The organism is Saccharothrix sp. AJ9571, assembly GCF_021725495.1.
In the GTDB taxonomy this organism is placed as follows: Bacteria; Actinomycetota; Actinomycetes; order Mycobacteriales; family Pseudonocardiaceae; genus Amycolatopsis; species Amycolatopsis magusensis.
In genome coordinates this window covers 451,596-469,258 of sequence record NZ_CP091382.1, presented here as the reverse complement: position 1 = coordinate 469,258, position 17,663 = coordinate 451,596, and the positions used below count along the sequence as shown (strand labels likewise).

The 17,663-nt window shown below is 67.2% G+C and carries 15 protein-coding genes; 11 read left to right on the top strand and 4 right to left on the bottom strand.

Translation table 11 applies throughout. The annotated features are described in order from the left end of the window. Positions 1-31: 31 nt before the first annotated feature. The 10 genes from L3Q67_RS02210 to L3Q67_RS02165 all read left to right on the top strand — a co-directional run bounded on the left by L3Q67_RS02210 (position 32) and on the right by L3Q67_RS02165 (position 10,639). Positions 32-2,569: a BTAD domain-containing putative transcriptional regulator gene (locus tag L3Q67_RS02210; RefSeq protein WP_499187925.1), complete on the top strand. Its 2,538-nt coding sequence runs from the start codon at positions 32-34 to the stop codon at positions 2,567-2,569. A 632-nt stretch (positions 2,570-3,201) separates the two neighbouring features. Continuing rightward, positions 3,202-3,939: a hypothetical protein gene (locus L3Q67_RS02205; RefSeq protein ID WP_499187924.1), complete on the top strand. Its 738-nt coding sequence runs from the start codon at positions 3,202-3,204 to the stop codon at positions 3,937-3,939. 42 nt (positions 3,940-3,981) lie between these two features. Further along, on the top strand, positions 3,982-4,476 hold the full coding sequence (locus L3Q67_RS02200) for a hypothetical protein (protein ID WP_499187923.1): 495 nt from the start codon (positions 3,982-3,984) through the stop codon (positions 4,474-4,476). Positions 4,477-4,490: 14 nt separating this feature from the next. Next, positions 4,491-5,726, top strand: a complete 1,236-nt coding sequence (locus L3Q67_RS02195) for a DNA polymerase III subunit beta (protein ID WP_499187922.1) — start codon at positions 4,491-4,493, stop codon at positions 5,724-5,726. Positions 5,727-5,750: 24 nt separating this feature from the next. Continuing rightward, the gene (locus tag L3Q67_RS02190; protein WP_499187921.1) at positions 5,751-6,497 is read left to right on the top strand and encodes a hypothetical protein; all 747 of its coding nucleotides are present in this window, start codon (positions 5,751-5,753) and stop codon (positions 6,495-6,497) included. A 227-nt stretch (positions 6,498-6,724) separates the two neighbouring features. Further along, complete coding sequence (locus L3Q67_RS02185; protein ID WP_499187920.1) at positions 6,725-7,567, top strand: hypothetical protein; 843 nt, start codon at positions 6,725-6,727, stop codon at positions 7,565-7,567. Between the two features lie 213 nt (positions 7,568-7,780). Continuing rightward, positions 7,781-8,662, top strand: a complete 882-nt coding sequence (locus tag L3Q67_RS02180) for a DNA methyltransferase family protein (protein WP_499187919.1) — start codon at positions 7,781-7,783, stop codon at positions 8,660-8,662. A 485-nt stretch (positions 8,663-9,147) separates the two neighbouring features. Continuing rightward, entirely contained in the window at positions 9,148-9,363 is a 216-nt protein-coding gene (locus L3Q67_RS02175) for a hypothetical protein (RefSeq protein WP_499187918.1), read from the top strand. A 257-nt stretch (positions 9,364-9,620) separates the two neighbouring features. Continuing rightward, positions 9,621-9,881, top strand: coding sequence for a hypothetical protein (locus L3Q67_RS02170; protein WP_499187917.1), 261 nt, complete (start codon positions 9,621-9,623; stop codon positions 9,879-9,881). A 542-nt stretch (positions 9,882-10,423) separates the two neighbouring features. Further along, the gene (locus L3Q67_RS02165) at positions 10,424-10,639 is read left to right on the top strand and encodes a cold-shock protein (protein ID WP_499191413.1); all 216 of its coding nucleotides are present in this window, start codon (positions 10,424-10,426) and stop codon (positions 10,637-10,639) included. A gap of 1,000 nt (positions 10,640-11,639) precedes the next feature. Here the strand turns inward: L3Q67_RS02165 and L3Q67_RS02160 are convergent. Beyond that, positions 11,640-12,611 (bottom strand): C40 family peptidase, encoded by a 972-nt coding sequence (locus L3Q67_RS02160; protein WP_499187916.1) that lies wholly within the window; start codon positions 12,609-12,611, stop codon positions 11,640-11,642. A 6-nt stretch (positions 12,612-12,617) separates the two neighbouring features. After that, complete coding sequence (locus L3Q67_RS02155) at positions 12,618-13,634, bottom strand: replication-relaxation family protein (RefSeq protein WP_499187915.1); 1,017 nt, start codon at positions 13,632-13,634, stop codon at positions 12,618-12,620. Between the two features lie 135 nt (positions 13,635-13,769). Between L3Q67_RS02155 and L3Q67_RS02150 the strand changes: the two genes are divergently transcribed. Beyond that, on the top strand, positions 13,770-14,351 hold the full coding sequence (locus L3Q67_RS02150) for a hypothetical protein (RefSeq protein ID WP_499187914.1): 582 nt from the start codon (positions 13,770-13,772) through the stop codon (positions 14,349-14,351). A gap of 70 nt (positions 14,352-14,421) precedes the next feature. On the opposite strand, the gene L3Q67_RS02145 is transcribed toward L3Q67_RS02150, so the two are convergent. Both L3Q67_RS02145 and L3Q67_RS02140 read right to left on the bottom strand, forming a co-directional pair. Next, complete coding sequence (locus L3Q67_RS02145; protein WP_499187913.1) at positions 14,422-16,866, bottom strand: serine-rich family protein; 2,445 nt, start codon at positions 16,864-16,866, stop codon at positions 14,422-14,424. Then, positions 16,866-17,636, bottom strand: coding sequence for a GP88 family protein (locus tag L3Q67_RS02140; protein ID WP_499187912.1), 771 nt, complete (start codon positions 17,634-17,636; stop codon positions 16,866-16,868). The genes L3Q67_RS02145 and L3Q67_RS02140 overlap by 1 nt, the downstream gene beginning before the upstream one ends. Between the last annotated feature and the right edge of the window lie 27 nt (positions 17,637-17,663).

Here is a 17,663-nt window from a genome sequence, read left to right as displayed (position 1 = left end):
GCGAGCAGTACGGGGAATCCTGGCGTCAACGGTGCTGCTGGCGCTACTGGCCGGTTTGCCCTGGGCGCTGGTTCACGGTGTCGGCTGGCCGCTTCCCGAGCGCATCCCCACGCTGGACGAAGTCGAAGCGGTGCTCATGGCACCGATGACGAACAGGCTGCTGCTCGACGTGCTCGCGTGCCTGGCCTGGGTTCTGTGGGCCGCCTTCGCCATCGACGTCGCGGCGTGCGCAGTGGAGGTCGCTCGTGGAACTCGCTGGTCCGAGCTGCAAGCCGGACCGCTGCGAAGGATCGCCGGCGTGCTGGTGGGCACCCTGCTGATCGCCGTGGTCGGCCGCGCCGCCACCGCCGCACCAGCCACCACGGTGCAGTCGCCACCCTTCGAGATCCCCACCGGCGGCCGCTCCGCAGTCGCCACCGCGCCCTACCGACCTGCTGGTGATGCTGCGCAGGAACTCGTCACGGCCGACGTGCACCTGCGGAACGTGGAGCCCTACCCGCACGACATCGAAACTGTCCGGCTGCCCGAGCATGGCGTCCACGACAGCCTCTGGCGCATCGCACGGCGTCGCCTGGGCGACGGCAACCGCTGGCCGGAGATTTGGCAGCTCAACCAGGGCATCCGGCAGAGCGACGGGACCGTCTTCACCACCCCGAGCCTCATCCGGCCGGGCTGGCACCTCACTTTGCCAACCTCGCCCCAGCCGGTTCTCGACCCTCCTGTACCGCCACCGCTACCGAACTCCACGAACCCCGAGCCGCCACACCCGCAACGGCCCTCCGCGCCTACCGCGGACGCCGACAGGGGGTTGTCGCTGCCGACCGGCGCGTTCGTCGGACTCGGCCTCGCTGCCCTGATTACCCTCGCCATGGTCAGCGTGCGCCTGCACCAGCGACGCTGGTACCGACCCGGATCACCCCGGCCCGCCGACCCAACGGCAGCACCTGTCGTGCGTGCGCTGCGGATCGCGCACGACTCGGCCTCGCTGCCGCGCGACGAAGACGGCCAATTAGTTCCTCCTGCGCAGCCACCCGGCGCCAGACGTCCTGCTGAAGCGGCCATCCGCGACCGCGCGCTGGCCACCGCGCGTGCGGTCCTGCCTGACGACGAGGAGACATCGGTCGGCATCCGCGACGGACACACCGTCGCGCTCGACCTGGCCCGCGGTCACGGTCTCGGGCTCGTCGGTCCCGGCGCGCACGCCGCCGCCCGCGCGCTGATCGTCACGCTGCTCGCGCAGGCTTCCGCCCAGGTCGTGATCCCGGCAGCCGATGCCCACTTGCTGTTCGGCGCCGAGCCGAATCGCGGGCCCACGCGACTACGCGTGGTCGACGATGTAGCTGCCGCTCTCGACTCCCTGGAGACCGAGTTGCTCGCTCGCCTCCGAGACGACAACACAGCGGACGACGGACGTCTCGTGCTGGTCGCCACGCCCAGCGCCGAAACCGCACGACGCACCCAGGCCATCCTCGACAACGGCGCCGGCCATGGCCTGGCAGGCCTGCTGCTCGGCCAATGGCGCCCAGGCGAAACCGCCCGAATTCACGCCGACGGCACCGTCGGCGCCACCAGCCCCACACTGACCGACCTTGTCGGCGCCCGGCTGTTCACCCTGCCCGGCGACGACACCACCGACCTGCTCACCCTGCTGCGCGCCGCAGAAGTCGAGCATGACGCCCCTCAACCACGATCTGACCTCGACTTCGAGTTCATCGAATCGGTACCCGCCAAGGCCGATGCTCCGAGTAGCGATAGGAAGGACCTCCCCGAGCGGCTGTCCCAGCCCGACCGGCCTCCCGAGCGTCTGCAATCGATGCTTCACCTGCAGGTCCTCGGGCGACTTCGCCTGATTCACCAGGGACGCGATGCTGATGACCTCATCGGCCGCCTCGCGCCGCGGCAGCGCGAAGTCCTGGTCTACCTCGCTCTGCACCGCGACGGCTGCCGCCGCGAGGCCCTCACCACCGCGCTCTGGCCGGACGCTCCGGGCAACCGCCCCTTCAACGCCTTCCACGCGACCTTGTCCCAACTCCGCCGCGCCCTACGCGAGGCCACCGGCGACGCAACCGCGAACTTCGTGGTCAACCAGAACGGCCACTACGGCCTCGACCGCACGGCCGTGACGGTCGACCTCTGGCCTCTGCAAGACGCGCTCACCGCCCGACGCCACGCGGCGACTCCGGCCGAGTGCACCGAGGCGATGCGGCGCGCAGTCGAACTGTACCGGGGCGAACTCGCCGACAGCATCTCCGCGGAGTGGATCGAAGGCCCCCGAGAGGCACTTCGCCGCGACGTCCTCGACACAATGAGCGTTCTGATCCGCGCCATTCGAGACGACGAACCCGAACAGGCCCTCTCGCTACTCGAACGAGCTCGCGATCTCGACCCGTACAACGAAGCGATCTACCGAGACCTCATGCGAACACAGGCTCGGCTTGGCCGACATGACAGTGTCCCGCGAACAATGCACCTACTCGCCACCTCTCTAGCTGAATTGGAACAACGGCCTAGTCGGGATACACTGATACTGGCCGACAATCTTTCTGAGACTTTTGTCAGTTCGGCATGATTAAGCGCATTCGTCGCCGTATCTGCGATACGGAATTCGCTCGCTGGCGACGCCGGCGCGGAGTGTGCGCGGTGCTCAGTCGCAAGCTTCTCATCGAGCTTCCTGCGCTACTTCCTGTCCTGGTTCCTGTCGTGCTTCCCCTTAGAGGGGTAGCCTGTGCCGGGCTCCGAAACCCTGGTCGACTTGCCCTCAGTACTGCTCGCGTGCCCTCCAACTGGGCTGCTGGCAAGCGTGTGACCAGTCGGCTCTGGTGGCTGCCCGGTCTGTGTCCGGTGGTGGCGTTGTGTACCTATGCCTCGCCTGCGCGCTGGGTGCTTCATTATTTGCTGCGGAATGTCCATCTCTCTTCCTTGGTCTCTTGAGTTTGTTTTTCTTGAATCGGCCGGCGTGTGCAGTGCTTTCCAGCGTCGGCGATGGTGAATTGATCGCACATTGTCAAATTCGCGAAACGGGTGAATCATGTGCGAATTCTGCTCAGTGCCTTGATTCTCGATTGGCGGCGGCTAGGCTGATGTGTAGCGGATGACGGGGCGGCACACCCGAAATCTCGTTCACCACTCCAACACCGATCGATGAAACGGTGACTCGCCATGACTGTCCTTGAACCTTCAGTAGAGCGCTACTCCCTCTCAGTGGACGCGTCCGACACGATCGCCGTAATGGTCGACGGTGCCGACAACCCGTGGGGACGGCGGTTGTACGACGCGTTGTCGCTCGCCACCTACGCCGACAGTGCGTACGTGGTCGGCCCGTACGCGAACGTGGGACTGCGGGACTTCCGGCCGGACGCGCCCCAGTGGCCAGACGTCGCCGACCGCACCGTTTCCGGGGTGTTGGGCAACCTGCAGGCGGCCGGACACCTCACCGCGCGGACCGTGCTGCACGAAACCTCCTCTGAGGGATATCTGTCCGACGGCCGCGCCGTGACCGCCGTGCACGTCGTCCGCCCGTTCGCGCTGGTTGCCGTTCACTACCGCTTCTCCCGAGAGGCCGACAGCAGGGCGATCCGGTACGGGCACGCGTACGCCGACCAGTGGAACATCACCGACCGGTCGTACATCGTGCCCACCGGGTGGTATCTGGTCGGGGAAGTCGGCGACTACCGCGCCGAGCTGTCCGGCGTGGCGGGGATGAACGCCGATCCGGACGGGTTCGTGTTCGAACTCGAGGGGTTCGGCGCTTCGACCTGTTCGGCGGAGTGCGGCAGCTGCGGCGCCCGCTGGTCGGCGGAGAGCGGTTCGTGGCACTTCCGGGCCGAGGAATGCGACGCCGACGGCTGGAACTTCGATGACGCCGACGTTGACGAGACCACAGGCACGGTCTCATGCCCGGCCTGTAGCGCTGGCCGCGTGGGCTTCGCCATCCACTGAGCTTCCTGCCCTGAACCCCCTCTATGAACTGTGAGGTCCGTGATGCTTGCTGCACTCACTGTGGACGGAACCCCCGCCGACCTGCCCGACGACCCTCCCGAAACCGTGACACTCGAACTCGGTATCGACGCTGCCACGCATCGGTGCCGTGCCTGCGGTTCGGAACTGCACGAAACCACGCACGGCTACGAAGACGAGTTCGGCGGCACCCTCTGCCCCGACTTCGAACCGCCCGATGACATCGACTCCGGCGAGGCACCGCACGATCCGGAACGCGTCCCCGTCTCGTGGTGCAACAGCGCCGCCGTGCACACCGACGAAGCCGAGGACTCCGTCACCGTCTCCATTTCGGTCGGCGACGTACGAGGTGCCTTCACCCTCACCATTCGCCGCGTGCCCGACGACGCCGACAACCACCTCGCCGGGCACCTGATCATGCACACCCCGTACGCGACACAGCCGTCGCCGCACATGGAACTCACCCCGCTGCACGACGGAACCTACGTCGTCGGCTCCTACTCGCCGAACGCGTCCTGACTCACGGAGGAACCATGACCGCCATCACCGACACTCGGGCGAACCAGCACGCTCCGGCCGCCCGGCTGGCCTTCACCACCACCCGCGCAACGCTGGTCGACGCGTTGACCACAGTGGGCCTCGCCGTGCTGAAACGTCCGGCGGTACCCCTGCTCGGTGGCGCGCTGCTGCAAGCCGCCAACGGACAGTTCACCGTCAGCGCCACCGATCACGACGCCGCTGTGACCGTCCGTGTCCCGGGCACCGTCCACACCGGCGGCACCCTGCTTTTAGATCACGCGGAGATCACCAAGCTGCTCGGCGCGCTGGTCAAGGGCGCTCGCAAACGGGACGCCGACGCGCTTCCGCTCACCGTGCGCACCCTTGACGACGGCACCCCCGTTGTCGAACTCGGCGGATACACCATGCCGGTCACGGCATACCCGGTAGAGGACTACCCGCCTATCCAGGCTCCGGCGCCAACGCTGGCCCAAGTCGACCGGGCTGCGCTCGCTCGGGACTTGGCACGCGTGATGGTCGCGGTGGGCAACGAGCCGACCATCCCCATGCTCGCCGGAATCAATCTGGAAATTGAGCCCGGCACGGTCACCCTGGCCGGAACCGACCGTTACCGACTGGCCGTCGCGCCGATCGCGGCCGTCTCATCCGCCCACGCGGCCGCAAGCGCGCGTGCATTGGTTCCGGGAAGCGTATTTGCCGCCGTGGTCAAGCGTTTCACCGGTGACCGCGTCCGGATCGGACTCGACAACCCGGACGACCCGGCAACCGTCGCGCTCACCTGTGAGACGGTCACGGTCTCCCTGCGCACCTTGACGCACCAGTTCCCGCCCTACCGACAGCTCATCCCGGAAACCGTCGCCGGGCTCGTGCACACCGACCGTGCCGCACTCCTCGCTGCAACCCGCAGGGCCGCCGCAGTGCTCGACGCCAAGAAGCAGGCTGGCCACCCGGTGGGCCTGACCATCAGCGGCGACTCAGTGTCCGTGACGCCGCTGGTGAACGACCACGCCGACGCAGTCACCGCCCCTGTACAAGAAGCCACTGTCGCCGGAATCACCGACGGGACACTGATCCGCTTCCACCCGACCTACCTGGCCGACGCACTCGGCAGCTTCACCGGAGACAGCGTCACCTTGCACGTCCAGGCCAACACCAACCGCCCGGTGCTGCTCACCGACCCCGCCGACGGACGAAGCGACCCCGCCGCCTTTCTCCACCTGCTCATGCCGATACGTGAATCCGGGAACTGAAGTCAGCACACCAAGGAGGAAACGATGAACACGCCAGACGTCCGACGCGCACAGGAGGGCGAAGTCTACGTCGCTATCGCCGACACGAACACGGCCTTCCCCGCCGTGATCGACGACAAGCGCTGGAACGGTTTCGTCAAACCGCACTTCACCCGCGACGTCGCCGAAGCCATCGCGACATGGCTGAACAGCCAGCCCAGCAACGATCCCACCAGCGGCAACTACCACGCCACCTTCGACGGTGACACGCTGGTCCTCACCGACACCTACGAAAAGCACACGGAACGAATCCAGCCCGGAGCGGATGGCCGCTATGCACTCGGCGCCGCAGCGTGGGTGTGGGACTTGAGTCTCCCGGCACCGGACGAAGCCGCTGAAACGGCTCTGCTGGCCGACACCACGCGACTCGTTCCCGAAGACGCCGAAATCCTCGTGACCATCGGTGTCACCGGCGACGACCCCTTGTTTCCGGCGCTACCCGATCCCGACTTCGGCTGGAGCCGCGCGGGCACACCCCGATTCCGGCCGGAAGTAGCCGAAGTCGTGGTCGCCTGGCTCAACGACACCGAACGCCGCTGCCCCGGCGGAGGAGCGGTGGCGTACTGGGAAGGTGAAGTCCTCGTCCTGGTCGATCGACTGGCCGGATACGAAAACGGCTACCTGCCCACGCGCATCGCCCCTCTCGACGGCCGATACGCCATCGGCGCCGAGTTCGAATGGGAACGCACCACAACCGCACCCGCTCCGAACACCCGCCACAACGGACTCTGAACGCGCCTTCGCCCACTGCGTGACGCACCGGGAACGGCACACCCGACCGCCACGCCGCAACCACCAACACCGCATGAACACCAACAGGAGTGATCGCGATGACTCGCACACCCGGACGTCGCACGCCCACAACACGCCGGCGAACTCGGCGCGCTCTCACACCCGAGGAACGCGCCGAACGGCTCTCCGCCGCACGGGAACAGCTGCTCGCCGGAATCGACACACTCATGACAGCCGACGGCTGGGAACAGCTGATCACCTCCCGCGCCTGGCTGCGCCGCTACAGCCTCAGCAACATCCTGATGATCTTGCAGCAGTGCCCCCACGCGACCGACGTGCGCCCGATGTCCGAATGGAAGCGCGAGGGATACCCCCTCATGCGCAAGGGAACCCACAAGATCAAAATCTGGAAACCACGCTTCCACAAGGTCGAAGCCGCCGACGGCGAGCCTGCCAGCACCGAAAGCAGCACGACCCAGAGCACCGACAACACCGCGAAAACGGCACTACACGGATTCATGCTGGTCCCCGTAGTCGACGTGTCGCAGCTGGACGGCAATCCCTCGGCGCACCGCCCGGCACCGCCGCAACCGATCGAACTGTCCGGCGACGCACCCGCCGGACTCTGGGACGGCATCCACGAGATCATCACCAACCGCGGCTATACGGTCGACCGTGACGACTGCGGCGACGCCTACGGCCGGACGATCTGGAGTGAACGACGAGTGAGTGTGCGAGCAGACATCGACCCCGCGCAAGCGGCCAAGACGCTCACGCACGAAATCGCCCACATCCTCTGCGACCACGAAACCCGCACCGACGCGCCCCGCCACCTCGGCGAAGTCGAAGCAGAATCGGTGGCCTGCATCGTCGCCGCCGTCTGCGGCCTGGACACGCTGGCGTACTCCGTGCCCTACGTCGCCGGATGGGCCGTCGACCGCGACACCGCACGGGCCTCCGCACAACGGGTGCTCGCCGTCGCCGACACCATCCTCAGCCACCTGGACGCCAAGCCACGTCCCCCGTCCGCCGACGCTTCGCCGCACATACTGGCTACCACGGTCGTCTGACCGGAAGGCGGGACCCGGCGGGTGAGAACACCTCCGAGGAGGTGCGGCACACCCACCCGCCGGGCATCCAACACCGCTCACCAACAAAAGGGTGCGCGGACTCCCACTCTAGTGCACCGCACCCGGTCATAGAACGGCCCGGCGGTTGCCGACGTGCCGCGAGCCCCGCCTTTCTGGATACCGCCTCCTTGCGCACGTTAGGACTGAATAACGATGCCCAAACCCAGGAAGAATGCTACGCAACACACTTCGTCGCGGCTGCACAAACGAACCGCGCCGCCAGCCAACCCGGAGGCACACGCCCGTAAGATCGCCGAAGCAGTGGAAGCCGCGTGGCACAGCGCCCACGGAACCGGTCGACTCGATGTACCGGTATCGGCCGTCGCGACGATCGCAGCGCTACCACAAAAGGACTCGCAGGGTAATGACGTCGTGGCCTCCATGGGCGCGTGGAACACGGACGGGTTTATCGAATACGCCCGGCATACGTGGCGATCTATAATCCGCGCACGGCCGGAAACCACGCATCTGCTCTACCCCCTGATCGCCTGGCTCTTCGACAACGCCGAAACCGCCGTGCACCCACACGCGCAAGCCGTCGCACAGGCCGCCCTGCGAACCAGTCAACCGGACTTGACCGGCACCGACCGACGCTTCGAGACCGACTTGCTCGGCAACGTCCTCATGGGCCTCCGGTCCAAGTCCGCCCTGCAAGCCCGCGGCCAGTTCTACACACCCGGCGACGTCGCCAAGCTGATCGCCCGAATGTCCGACCTGGAAGGACGCAGCACCATACTGGAGCCGATGATGGGCACCGGCGGCATGCTGCGCGCCGCCGCCGAAGTCCTGCGAGAACGCGGTCACGACCCCCGCAGCGTCCAGTGGGTTGGCTGCGACCTCGACGAACTCGCGGTCGCCTGCGCCACCGTGAACAGCATGATCTGGGGACTCGGCACCGACATAGTCTTCCACGCAGGAAACGCGCTGACCCCGAACTGGCAAAGCCGTGCGCTCGCTCAACGAGAAGAGCTACGCCAGTTGGCGACCGGAATCAAACGAGACCTAGGGAGTATCGTCCTTCTCAGGTCGATTTGACCTTGCTAGCGGGTCGCCAAATATAGGATGCCGAGTGCTACAACGCCCGCCATCACTAGCCCGATGACAATGCCTCGTAAGGCATAGCTTAGGCGGTCGGGTTGCTGTCCCATCGATATCTCGGTTGCAGTTGCTGCTGCGGCGTATGCCAGCGATACTTTCGACAATTTGTGCAGCAGTAATGTTCATTTCGGTTATGAACCAGCTTTGTGTACCCTGTCGACCTCGCCCACATCGAGATGCCGCCAGCCGTTACCTTCGCGGTCACCCGTCGTGCTGTCCGCCGTGGCCGGATACCTTGCGCCCACCCGGACCAGCCACAACGGACGCCCGAACAGCTAACCCGCTTCGGCCGCGCGCTGAGTCACTCTTGCGTGCCGCGTGATCACGCTGTCAGGGAATCGACGCCCTGTGGATCGGCCTGAAGGATTGCCGCGTGCCGACCTTCCGGCACGTACTTCTAAGGGAAAGCCGGTTTACCAACCATGAACATCGTGAAGAAGGCAGTCGCCGCCACGGCGCTCACCGCCGCTGCGATTGCCGTGTTCTCGCCGGCCGCTAGCGCGGCCACAACATCCACCCCGCAAGACGGCCGGGTCGGCAGCGGACCTGTCGGCGGCCTCCTTGGTGAAGACGGTCTCGTCGGCGGCCTCCTTGGTGGAGACGGTCTCGTCGGTGGCCTCCTGGACAGCCTTCTCTAGGGACCGTGCAAACGCAAAGGCCCCGCCGCCCAAGGGAGACGGGGCCTTATGCGTACTGGCCACGCAGGCAAGCTGATTACTCGGTGGCAGATACCGTGATCAGGCGGCAAGCAGCAGCGTTGTTCCTCACACGGCTCTACTCCTAGCCACATAGGCCACCCCTTACCGATCGCCCGCACAGTGTTCGACTAGACGGCATGGCGATCTGGACGACCCCCGAATGGTGTCCGCCTCGAAGACGGCCAGTCGGCGTACACGTGGATCATCAGCGCCCTGGTCAACGGCGAACACTGGCCCTGCAGGGCCTGCTCTACGGCGGACCGCCCAAAGGCGCGGGCCTGCCCGAACTGCTGCGCGCCGAGGTCGCAACGCGCCACCGGAAGGCCGCCCTCTGGCGGCTCCAGGTCACCGACTCCGACGATGAGCCGAACGTCCGCGCCGAGATCGAGCAGTGGTTCGACGAACACCAGCCGCCGATCAAGCGGGTACGGAACAGCCGAGCGCCCAACGAGCGTTGACCAGCCCAGATGAACGCCCCCGAACGGGAACCCGACGCCGAGCTGCCCCCGCGACCGGGCGCCGAAGATGGATGGCGCCCCCGGCCTGGCTGTTTAAGCCGGAGGCATGGGCAAGTCGCAGCACCCGGGCGCCATGTCCCACCTCGTCGACCGGCACCCGCACCACAGGCACGTCAAACTAGCGAAGACTCTGGTAGGGGGCGGGATCGCCAGGGGGAGGCGGCGCCCAGACCGCGCCGGTGGCGCCGCTTGTGGCGTCCCACCTTTCGCCAACTCGGTACCGAAGGCACCCGACCGAGAGACTCGGTGATGTACACACCTTCGGTGGGTCCAGAGCTGTGTGATGGTTGACCGCATGTGGGGATGGCAACTCGATGGATGTCCAGTACGCACAGACCGATCCCACGGAGGTGGGTGTTATGCGGACAGTGAAGCGGATCGCGGCTGCTGTGGCCATTGCCGCGGCGATGCCGGTGGCGGGCGTGTCGAGCGCTGCGGCGATGTCAACCATCGATTCGGTTGTTCCTCGCTCGCACGCAGCCATTCAGCAGGTAAAAGAGACGGGCAAAGTCAAGTGGTTCGACGCCGATAAGGGATATGGCTTCATCGAGCAGGACGACGGTGGCCCGGATGTGTTCGTCCACTTCACCAAGATCCAAGCGTCGGGCTACAGGCCGTTGGAGCAGGGACAGCCCGTGGAGTTTGAAATCACTCAAGGGCATAAGGGACCGCAGGCGGAAGAAGTGCGGCCACTCTAGATCGCTGACCGGGCAACCCGCCGACGAGGCTCGCGCGGTCTTGCCCAGCGGTACTCGGAAGTTGATGGCCGGGGCGCGCAAGTTGCTGGAGGCGAAAGACTGCTGTGTCCGGGCGGCGCTGCTCGACGACTGATCGGCTGCCGAAGGTATGCGAGAGCCCCCAGGAATTCCGTGGGGCTCTCGCATGGGTTGAATTACTGCGACTCGGGTGTGGTGTCGTCTCGTCTGTCGAGTATCAGCTCGTCCGGCTTGTCGAGACCCTCAGCGGCTTCGCGTAGGTTGTGTGCGGCTTCGACGAAGCTTCCGAAGTCACCAGCCGCTGCGCGAGACGCGCTAAGCAGCAGGCTACGTGTCACATCGTCCGGGGTGTCCACTTTGCCACCGTATTCTTTCCGCTAGAGGTCGAGGCCGGGCGCGGCGGCGGTCTGGCGGCGACACGCGCTGGCCATCCCGCTTGCCCTCGGGGCGGGCAGCTCATTGACCGAGCGCCCGCGTGAACGCCTGCTCGGCCTAGCGCTGCGCCGCCTCCAGCGAGTCGGCTTTGCCAGTCTCCAGTATGCGGCCACCGGGGAGGCACTCGCCGACCTCTCACGCGTACGGGCCGCTGCCGATGATCTCGGCCCAATAGTCCTTGGCGTTGCCGTCGTACTCGGCCGAGATGGTCCACGCCTCGGTGCCGTCTTCGTCGGGGACTTCCTATTCCCAGTACACGGTATTAAAACCGGCTCTGGGGCTACATCGAACTCGATCAGGGTGGGCGAGACAACAAGATCCGCACACGCCAGCGACTGCACGACCTCGGCCTGAACCCGATACCGGTGTGCCACCCGCTCAACGACGGCTGGAACTTCGACCAGCTCGCCCGCGGTTACGACCGGTTGTGCTTTGGCAACGTCGTCCAGATCAACCACCCCGACCCGGGTTCGGAAATGAGGTCGTGCAGGATAACTCGAGGTCACGACTTTGCTTCGTCAACATGTGTGACGTTGGGTCCGATCGCTTAAGTCGGATCGCTTGGGCGTGTGGCGCCGACGTAGTCGTCGTCGGGGTGGCGGTGATTGTCGATCTGAACGGGTTGCCCGAAGGTGGGTGCGTTGATCATCTTGCCGTTGCCGATGTAGAGGCCGACGTGGTGGACCTTGGCGGGGGTGCCGTAGAACACCAGGTCGCCGGGCAGCAGCGGCTGGCCGTCCGGGACGTGGGGTCCCGCGTGGAACTGGGTGTGGGCGGTGCGGGGCAGGGTGATGCCGGCGGCGGCGTAGGCGGCTTTGGTGAGGCCGGAGCAGTCGAAGCCGGTGTGGCCGCCGTCGGGGCCGTTGCCGCCCCAGACGTAGGGCAGGCCGCGTTGGCCGCAGGCGTAGTTGATGGCGGCCATGGCCGCCGCGGTGGGGGCTTGGATGTCGTCGCAGGTGCCGGTGCCTGCCAGAGCAGCCGGGCCGCAATGGGCGCCGGCGACGGCGGCGACGATGGCCTGCGCGGCGAGTTCGTGTTTGGCGTAGGCGTCGGGGAAGCCGGAGCCCTGGACGGCTTGGGCGGCGTCGTTGATGCTCATCTGCTGCCAGCCGGGCGTGGCCAGCAGGTGTTCAAAGAACTTGGTGGCGGCGTAGGTGGGGGTGGTGACCTGTTCGGGTGTGCCCCAGCCCATGGAGGGGCGTTGCTGGAACAGGCCAAGGGAGTCGCGGTCGCCGTGGTGCAGGTTGAGCAGCCCGGATTCCTGGAGGGCGGCGGCGATGGCCACGACCCAGCCACGTTCGGGCACGCCCATCTGCTTGCCGACCGCGACGATGGTGGCCGCGTTGGTCATCTGCTCGGGCCCGTATCCGGTGGGCCCGCTGGCCACCGGCCCGGCGAGTGTGCAGCCCGTACCAGCGGTTGAGTCGAAGACGGCCTTGACGACGGCGATGATGCTGGCGCCGATGAGGATGATGAGCGCGACGCCGAATGCCGCGATGGACGTCGCGGTCTTGCCCACGGTGGCTCACGACCAGCGGTGCACGGGGGCGGGCGGAGGTTGCGGCGACGGCGGCGCCAACCCAGTACTCGGGGCTGTATCGGCTGCGGGGCGGTGTTCGGTGTGCTGGAGGAGCGCGGGCCAGAGGGTGGACAGGTCGGCGAGCGCGGTCCGGCCGTCGCTGGTGTCGCCGACGCGGCGCCAGCGGGCTTCGGCCATGTCGAGCGGGTCGGTGGCGGCCTCGGCGCTGGTGGTGGCGACCGGCACCCGGCCGGGGTGGTCCAATGCGCGCAGTGCATCGGCCAGGGCTCGGCGGGCACTGGCTTCCCTGGTGGCGGTCGGGAACCACAGCAGGATCGGTGTGGTGATGCCGGTGGTGTCGGCCAGGCGTGCGTAGCGGGTGAGCTTGTCTGCGAGGCGAGACAGTTGCTCGGTGCCGAAGTCGAACTCGACGAACCACTCGACATCGCGGCCGTCTTGCCGCCAGCGGCCGTAGCCGTCGGGGTTGACGATGTCGCCCCAGTGCCGGCCGCAGCGGGTGGCCGACCACCAGGCGGTGAGGGTGCCGGTCGCGCCGGGTTGGCGGGAGCGGCGAATGAGCGCGGTGAACAGGCCGTTGCAGCCGATGGTGTGGCCGAGCTGCAGGGAGTAGGCGCGGCCGACTTCGCGTTCGCGGTTGTAGCCGAGTTCCTTCGGGTCGAGACCGGCTTCGTGGGCGATGGCCACGGCGCCCGCGGTGTCGAGCACGTAGTGCATCGGGTGCGAACCGAAGTCGCGGTGGGGCTGGAAGCGGTGCAGGACTCCCCAGCGGTAGAGGTCGCGCAGGCGCAGGTTCGCGGCGCGGCGGCTGGGGAAGGCGATGTCGACGATCTGGGTGCTGGTGAGCACGTGGTGTTCGAACAGCATCCGGCACAGCCACCGGTCGCGGTCGGTGAGATGCCCGGTGAGCCAGGCGTGGTGCTCGGCGGAGTTGAGCACCCGCGGTGCCGGGCGTTGCGGGCGGTGCCCGCGCAGTTGTCGTTGCGGGGTCGGGTTGCTGACCATGATGGACGGCACCTCCAGGGAAATGGGTGAGATTGCACTGCCCAGCGCACACGGGCCGTGAAAGGTGCGTTTGCGCGTCGTAGGGTTCATGTCGCGTGATGGTTTGCTGCGGGTCAGGCCCGTATCCTTGCCGCCATGGCAACGCTTCCTGAAGCAGGCGCTGAAGGACATGAGGGTCCGCTAGCTGAGTTCTCGGCGCTCCGCGACGAGATTCAAGAACGGGTCAAATCGCAACAACACATGCTCTCCCTTCAGCTCACGCTCTCCGCTGCCGTATTCGGGTTCGCGATCTCACGGGCCGGCATGTCAGCTCTTTTGCTCATAGTTCCGTTCAGTTCGTACCTACTGTGCGGACGTCTCGTGGCGCATCACTTCGGCACCTTGAGGGTGGCGAAGTATATTAAGGAAGAGTTAAGTGGCCGGGTTCCTGGAGGGCTACACTGGGAGCGCTGGCTGGATGATCGGCAAGGCAGGCGTCCTCACTTCTTGGGCTCGACATTACCGCTGCTGCTGACCTTCGTTGGTGCGAGTGTGCTGGCGCTCGGATGGACTGCCGGGTATGTCTTTGCCGGAACTGGTGTGGCAGCACTCCCGCGTTTCGGTCTTATCGTTGTGTGGACTTTTGGACTGATTGCCGCTGTATTGTCCACCGCGCTCGTCTTGCAGATGTCCGGTCGATTTCCAGTGCGCAGCTGGAACCAAACCGGACTGTCCTAAGCGGCGAATCCTCTGGTGGCCGACCCGTGAATATCACAGGGTGGAATACTTGCGCTTTGCCGATCCGAGTTCAGGCGGCGCGGCGGGGATCGACCGCGGTGGGCCGGGCGCGGTCGCTGGGTGCGGTGGCGGCTCGGGGTTTTGTGTTGATGCGGGCGAGGCGGCGGATTTCTTTGGCGCGGCCGGGGATGGCGGGCGGGAGTTTCTTGGTGACGGCGGTGAAGGGCGGTGTTTCCTCGCTGTCGAGGACGAGCCGGGCGGCGATGTGGAAGCGGCCGAGGTTGGCCAGGTCGTGTTCGGAGAGCCGGGGTGCGGTGTGTCGGGCCAGTGCGCGGGCGTCTTCGGGCGACGCCGAGAAGATGATCTTGCTGCGGGCGTTGGCGGAGATGCCTTCTTCCAGCTCGCGGGGCAGTTGGCGCAGGTACTGGTGGGCCAGCGTCATGGCCATCCGGTAGCCGCGGGCTTCGGCGAGCATGTCCTCCATGGGGTAGGCGAGGTTGAGGAAGTTGTGGCACTCGTCGATGTAGAGGCCGCAGTCGCGGCGGTCGCGCTGGGGGATGCGGGCGCGGCGGGTGGCGGCTTGCCAGGTGCGGGCGACGACGATCGAGCCGATCAGCTTGGCGGTGTCCATGCCGAGCGCGTCCTTGCCCAGCCGGACGAGGCAGATGCCGCCATCGAGCACTTGGTCCATGTCGACGGTGGACTCGCCACCAGCGAGGGAGGCGCGGACGAAGGGGCGGAGCAGCAGGCCGCGGAGCTTGTTCATCAGCGGCGCCACGACCTGGGCGCGGGCGGCGTCGGACAGGTCGTCGTACCAGGCCCAGAATCCGGTGAGCACGTCGTCGGAGATTTGCTCGAGCGCGCGGGTGCGGAACGCGGGCACGGTGAGCAGTTTCGGCAGGTCGGTCAGCGTGGGGGCGCCGGGCAGCTCGCGCAGGGTCAGCAGCCCGGAGCGCAGGATGTCCTCGGTGCGCGGGCCCCAGCTGGAGGCGTAGACGTGGGCGAAGATGCTGACCAGGTTGTCCACGGTGCGGGCGGTGTCCGGGCCTTCGAGCGGGTTGAGCACCGGTGGGCGGGAGCGGCTGTCGGCGTCGAGGAGGACGACCTTCTCGCCGAGCGCCGCCGGTAGGCGCATGAGGACGTCGGTGACCAGGTCGCCCTTGGGGTCGACGACCACGAGCCCGCGTCCGGCCTCGGCGTCGTCGAGGATCATCCGCGCCATCAGCTCGGACTTGCCGGACCCGGTGGCGCCGAGGATGTGCAGGTGGTGCCGGGCGTCGGAAACCCGGAGCCCGACGGGCCGCGGGTGCCCGGAGTCGCTGACCCCGACCGGTTTGATCCCGGCGCCTTCGGCAGCGATGCCCGGGGGCGGTGGGACGGCTTTGGCGCCGGCGCGTTGCAGGCCGGGGATGGCTTCGTCGGTGGGTACGTGGGCCAGCGCGGCCAGTTCGGCGATCGAGAGTAGGTCGCCGGTATTCAGGCGTCGTTCGGCGACCGCGTGGATGGGGTGGGGGAGTCGGGCGCGGCGGTAGTAGTTGTGTTCGCTGTACGCGGCGAAGGCGCTGGCGATCGCGTGGCCGCGGCCGCGCAGGTGCTCGCGCACGGGAGTCTGCTCGGCGCCCTCGGGGAGCAGTGTGGCCACGGCGTACCGGATCCGGGTTTCGTACTGGGCGCCGCGCTGTTTGGCCACGATCGCCCGGTCCTGGGCCGAGTTCTCCAGTGACGTCTGGTTGTCCAGCAGCGGCTTCCTTGGCGGTCGCCGCGCGTCACTGTGGGGGGTGGCCAGGTCGAGGAGGCGGTTGGGGAGCTTGGTCGAGCGGCCCGCTCGGACTCGGCGGGCGGCGCGGCGGGCTTTGCGCACTCGTGTTCCGGTGACTGGGCGCGCCAGGATTTGCACGACGGCGCGTTCGTGGGCTGCCAGCCCGGCTGGGGCGCCCAGTAAGGCACGGACCGGGTCGGTGGGGAAGTCCGACCGGATGGGCAGGGCTTCGCTGCGGGCCAGCCGCAGTTCACCACCGACGGCTTCGACGACTTTGCCGGGTGGGGCGGACAGCGGGATTGGCGGCTTGGCGGGTGTGGTGCGGGTGTGCGCGCCGGGCCACGCTGCCTCGATCGCGCGTTCGGCCATCCCGGGCGGCACGATTCCCGGCAGCCACAGTCGCAAGGCGACCCCGGCTTGGGAGAAGACGTATTCCCACACCAGATGCGGCTGGCCGAACACTCGCCGTTTCCAGCCGGGGCGCAGTAAGCCGACGAGGTTGGCATACAGCGCCGCCGCGCCGTCGGGGTCGACCGTGGGGGGTGCGAGCACCGTGACCACGCGGGCGTCGGCAGCCATCCGGTCATGGCAGCGGCGAACCCACCACCGGCGGCCGACTATCACGCCCGCTGCGGCAACAACAAGCACGGGTCCCGCGATGGGGGCCACTGTTACGGCGAACTCCCGCAACGTCGCGAGAACAGCGCGCAGTGCGGCACCGGGATCGCGGAGATAGTCCTGCACCGGGGTGGACATCACGCAGCTCGCTGTTCAGCAGGCTCGGCGGCGGGAACGAGACGCAGGTGACGGCGGCGGCGCTGAGCGTCGAGTTCGGCCTGCCACTCCGATAAGCGGCGCTGTCCCAGGCGTGTGAGGAACTGCGGGATCCGGTTCGCGGGCACCCCGACCAAGCGCGGGCCGAGCACGGCCAGCAGGTCGGACGCCTCCTGCGAGGACCATCCCGCCGCGGCGATGGCGTCCTCGTCGGGGAAGACGTCGGCGACCCGGTCCCGGTCGGGGTCGATGAAGGAGTCCTCGCGGCCGCTGTAGCTGTAGACCCACAGGAAGTTCGGTGGCGGATCCGGCTCGATGAGCCTTTTGAACCGGCGGACTTCCTTGGTGTAGGCGTAAAACGTTGTTGCCGGGCTGGCGTGCATCACGCGGCACCAGGCCAGGGTGTAGGCGTCACTGAAAAAGTCGCCGACGTCGTGAACGCGAACGAACCGTCCCCCAAACCGGCGTTCGGACAGTTCGCGGATCATGGCTCTTTCCCAGCCGGGCAGATCGTCGAGGACGAACGCCAAGTTGGCTTGGTGGCGGGCTTGCACGACGGGGAATCGGTAGGTTCCGTTGCGGCCGTAGCAAATCCGGGCGCACGCCCCGGCCGCGGGGCAGGTCACCTGGGTGCGGCCATCAGGCAGCCGGGCGGCGAGGGCGGGCAGGCTCCAGTTCCAGACGCCGATCGCGCGCATCTCGCGGTTCTGCGTCAGCAACCGAGCCGGCCGGTGGGGTTCGGATGACGGCATGGAGCACCTCACGAACAAGCGGGGGAG

Bases quoted from the DNA above. Each gene is read 5' to 3' on its own strand.
- L3Q67_RS02200 (WP_499187923.1), top strand. From the start codon at position 3,982: ATGCTTGCTGCACTCACTGTGGACGGAACCCCCGCCGACCTGCCCGAC.
- L3Q67_RS02195 (WP_499187922.1), top strand. From the start codon at position 4,491: ATGACCGCCATCACCGACACTCGGGCGAACCAGCACGCTCCGGCCGCC.
- L3Q67_RS02190 (WP_499187921.1), top strand. From the start codon at position 5,751: ATGAACACGCCAGACGTCCGACGCGCACAGGAGGGCGAAGTCTACGTC.
- L3Q67_RS02185 (WP_499187920.1), top strand. From the start codon at position 6,725: ATGACAGCCGACGGCTGGGAACAGCTGATCACCTCCCGCGCCTGGCTG.
- L3Q67_RS02180 (WP_499187919.1), top strand. From the start codon at position 7,781: ATGCCCAAACCCAGGAAGAATGCTACGCAACACACTTCGTCGCGGCTG.
- L3Q67_RS02175 (WP_499187918.1), top strand. From the start codon at position 9,148: ATGAACATCGTGAAGAAGGCAGTCGCCGCCACGGCGCTCACCGCCGCT.
- L3Q67_RS02155 (WP_499187915.1), bottom strand. From the start codon at position 13,634: ATGGTCAGCAACCCGACCCCGCAACGACAACTGCGCGGGCACCGCCCG.
- L3Q67_RS02150 (WP_499187914.1), top strand. From the start codon at position 13,770: ATGGCAACGCTTCCTGAAGCAGGCGCTGAAGGACATGAGGGTCCGCTA.
- L3Q67_RS02145 (WP_499187913.1), bottom strand. From the start codon at position 16,866: ATGTCCACCCCGGTGCAGGACTATCTCCGCGATCCCGGTGCCGCACTG.
- L3Q67_RS02140 (WP_499187912.1), bottom strand. From the start codon at position 17,636: ATGCCGTCATCCGAACCCCACCGGCCGGCTCGGTTGCTGACGCAGAAC.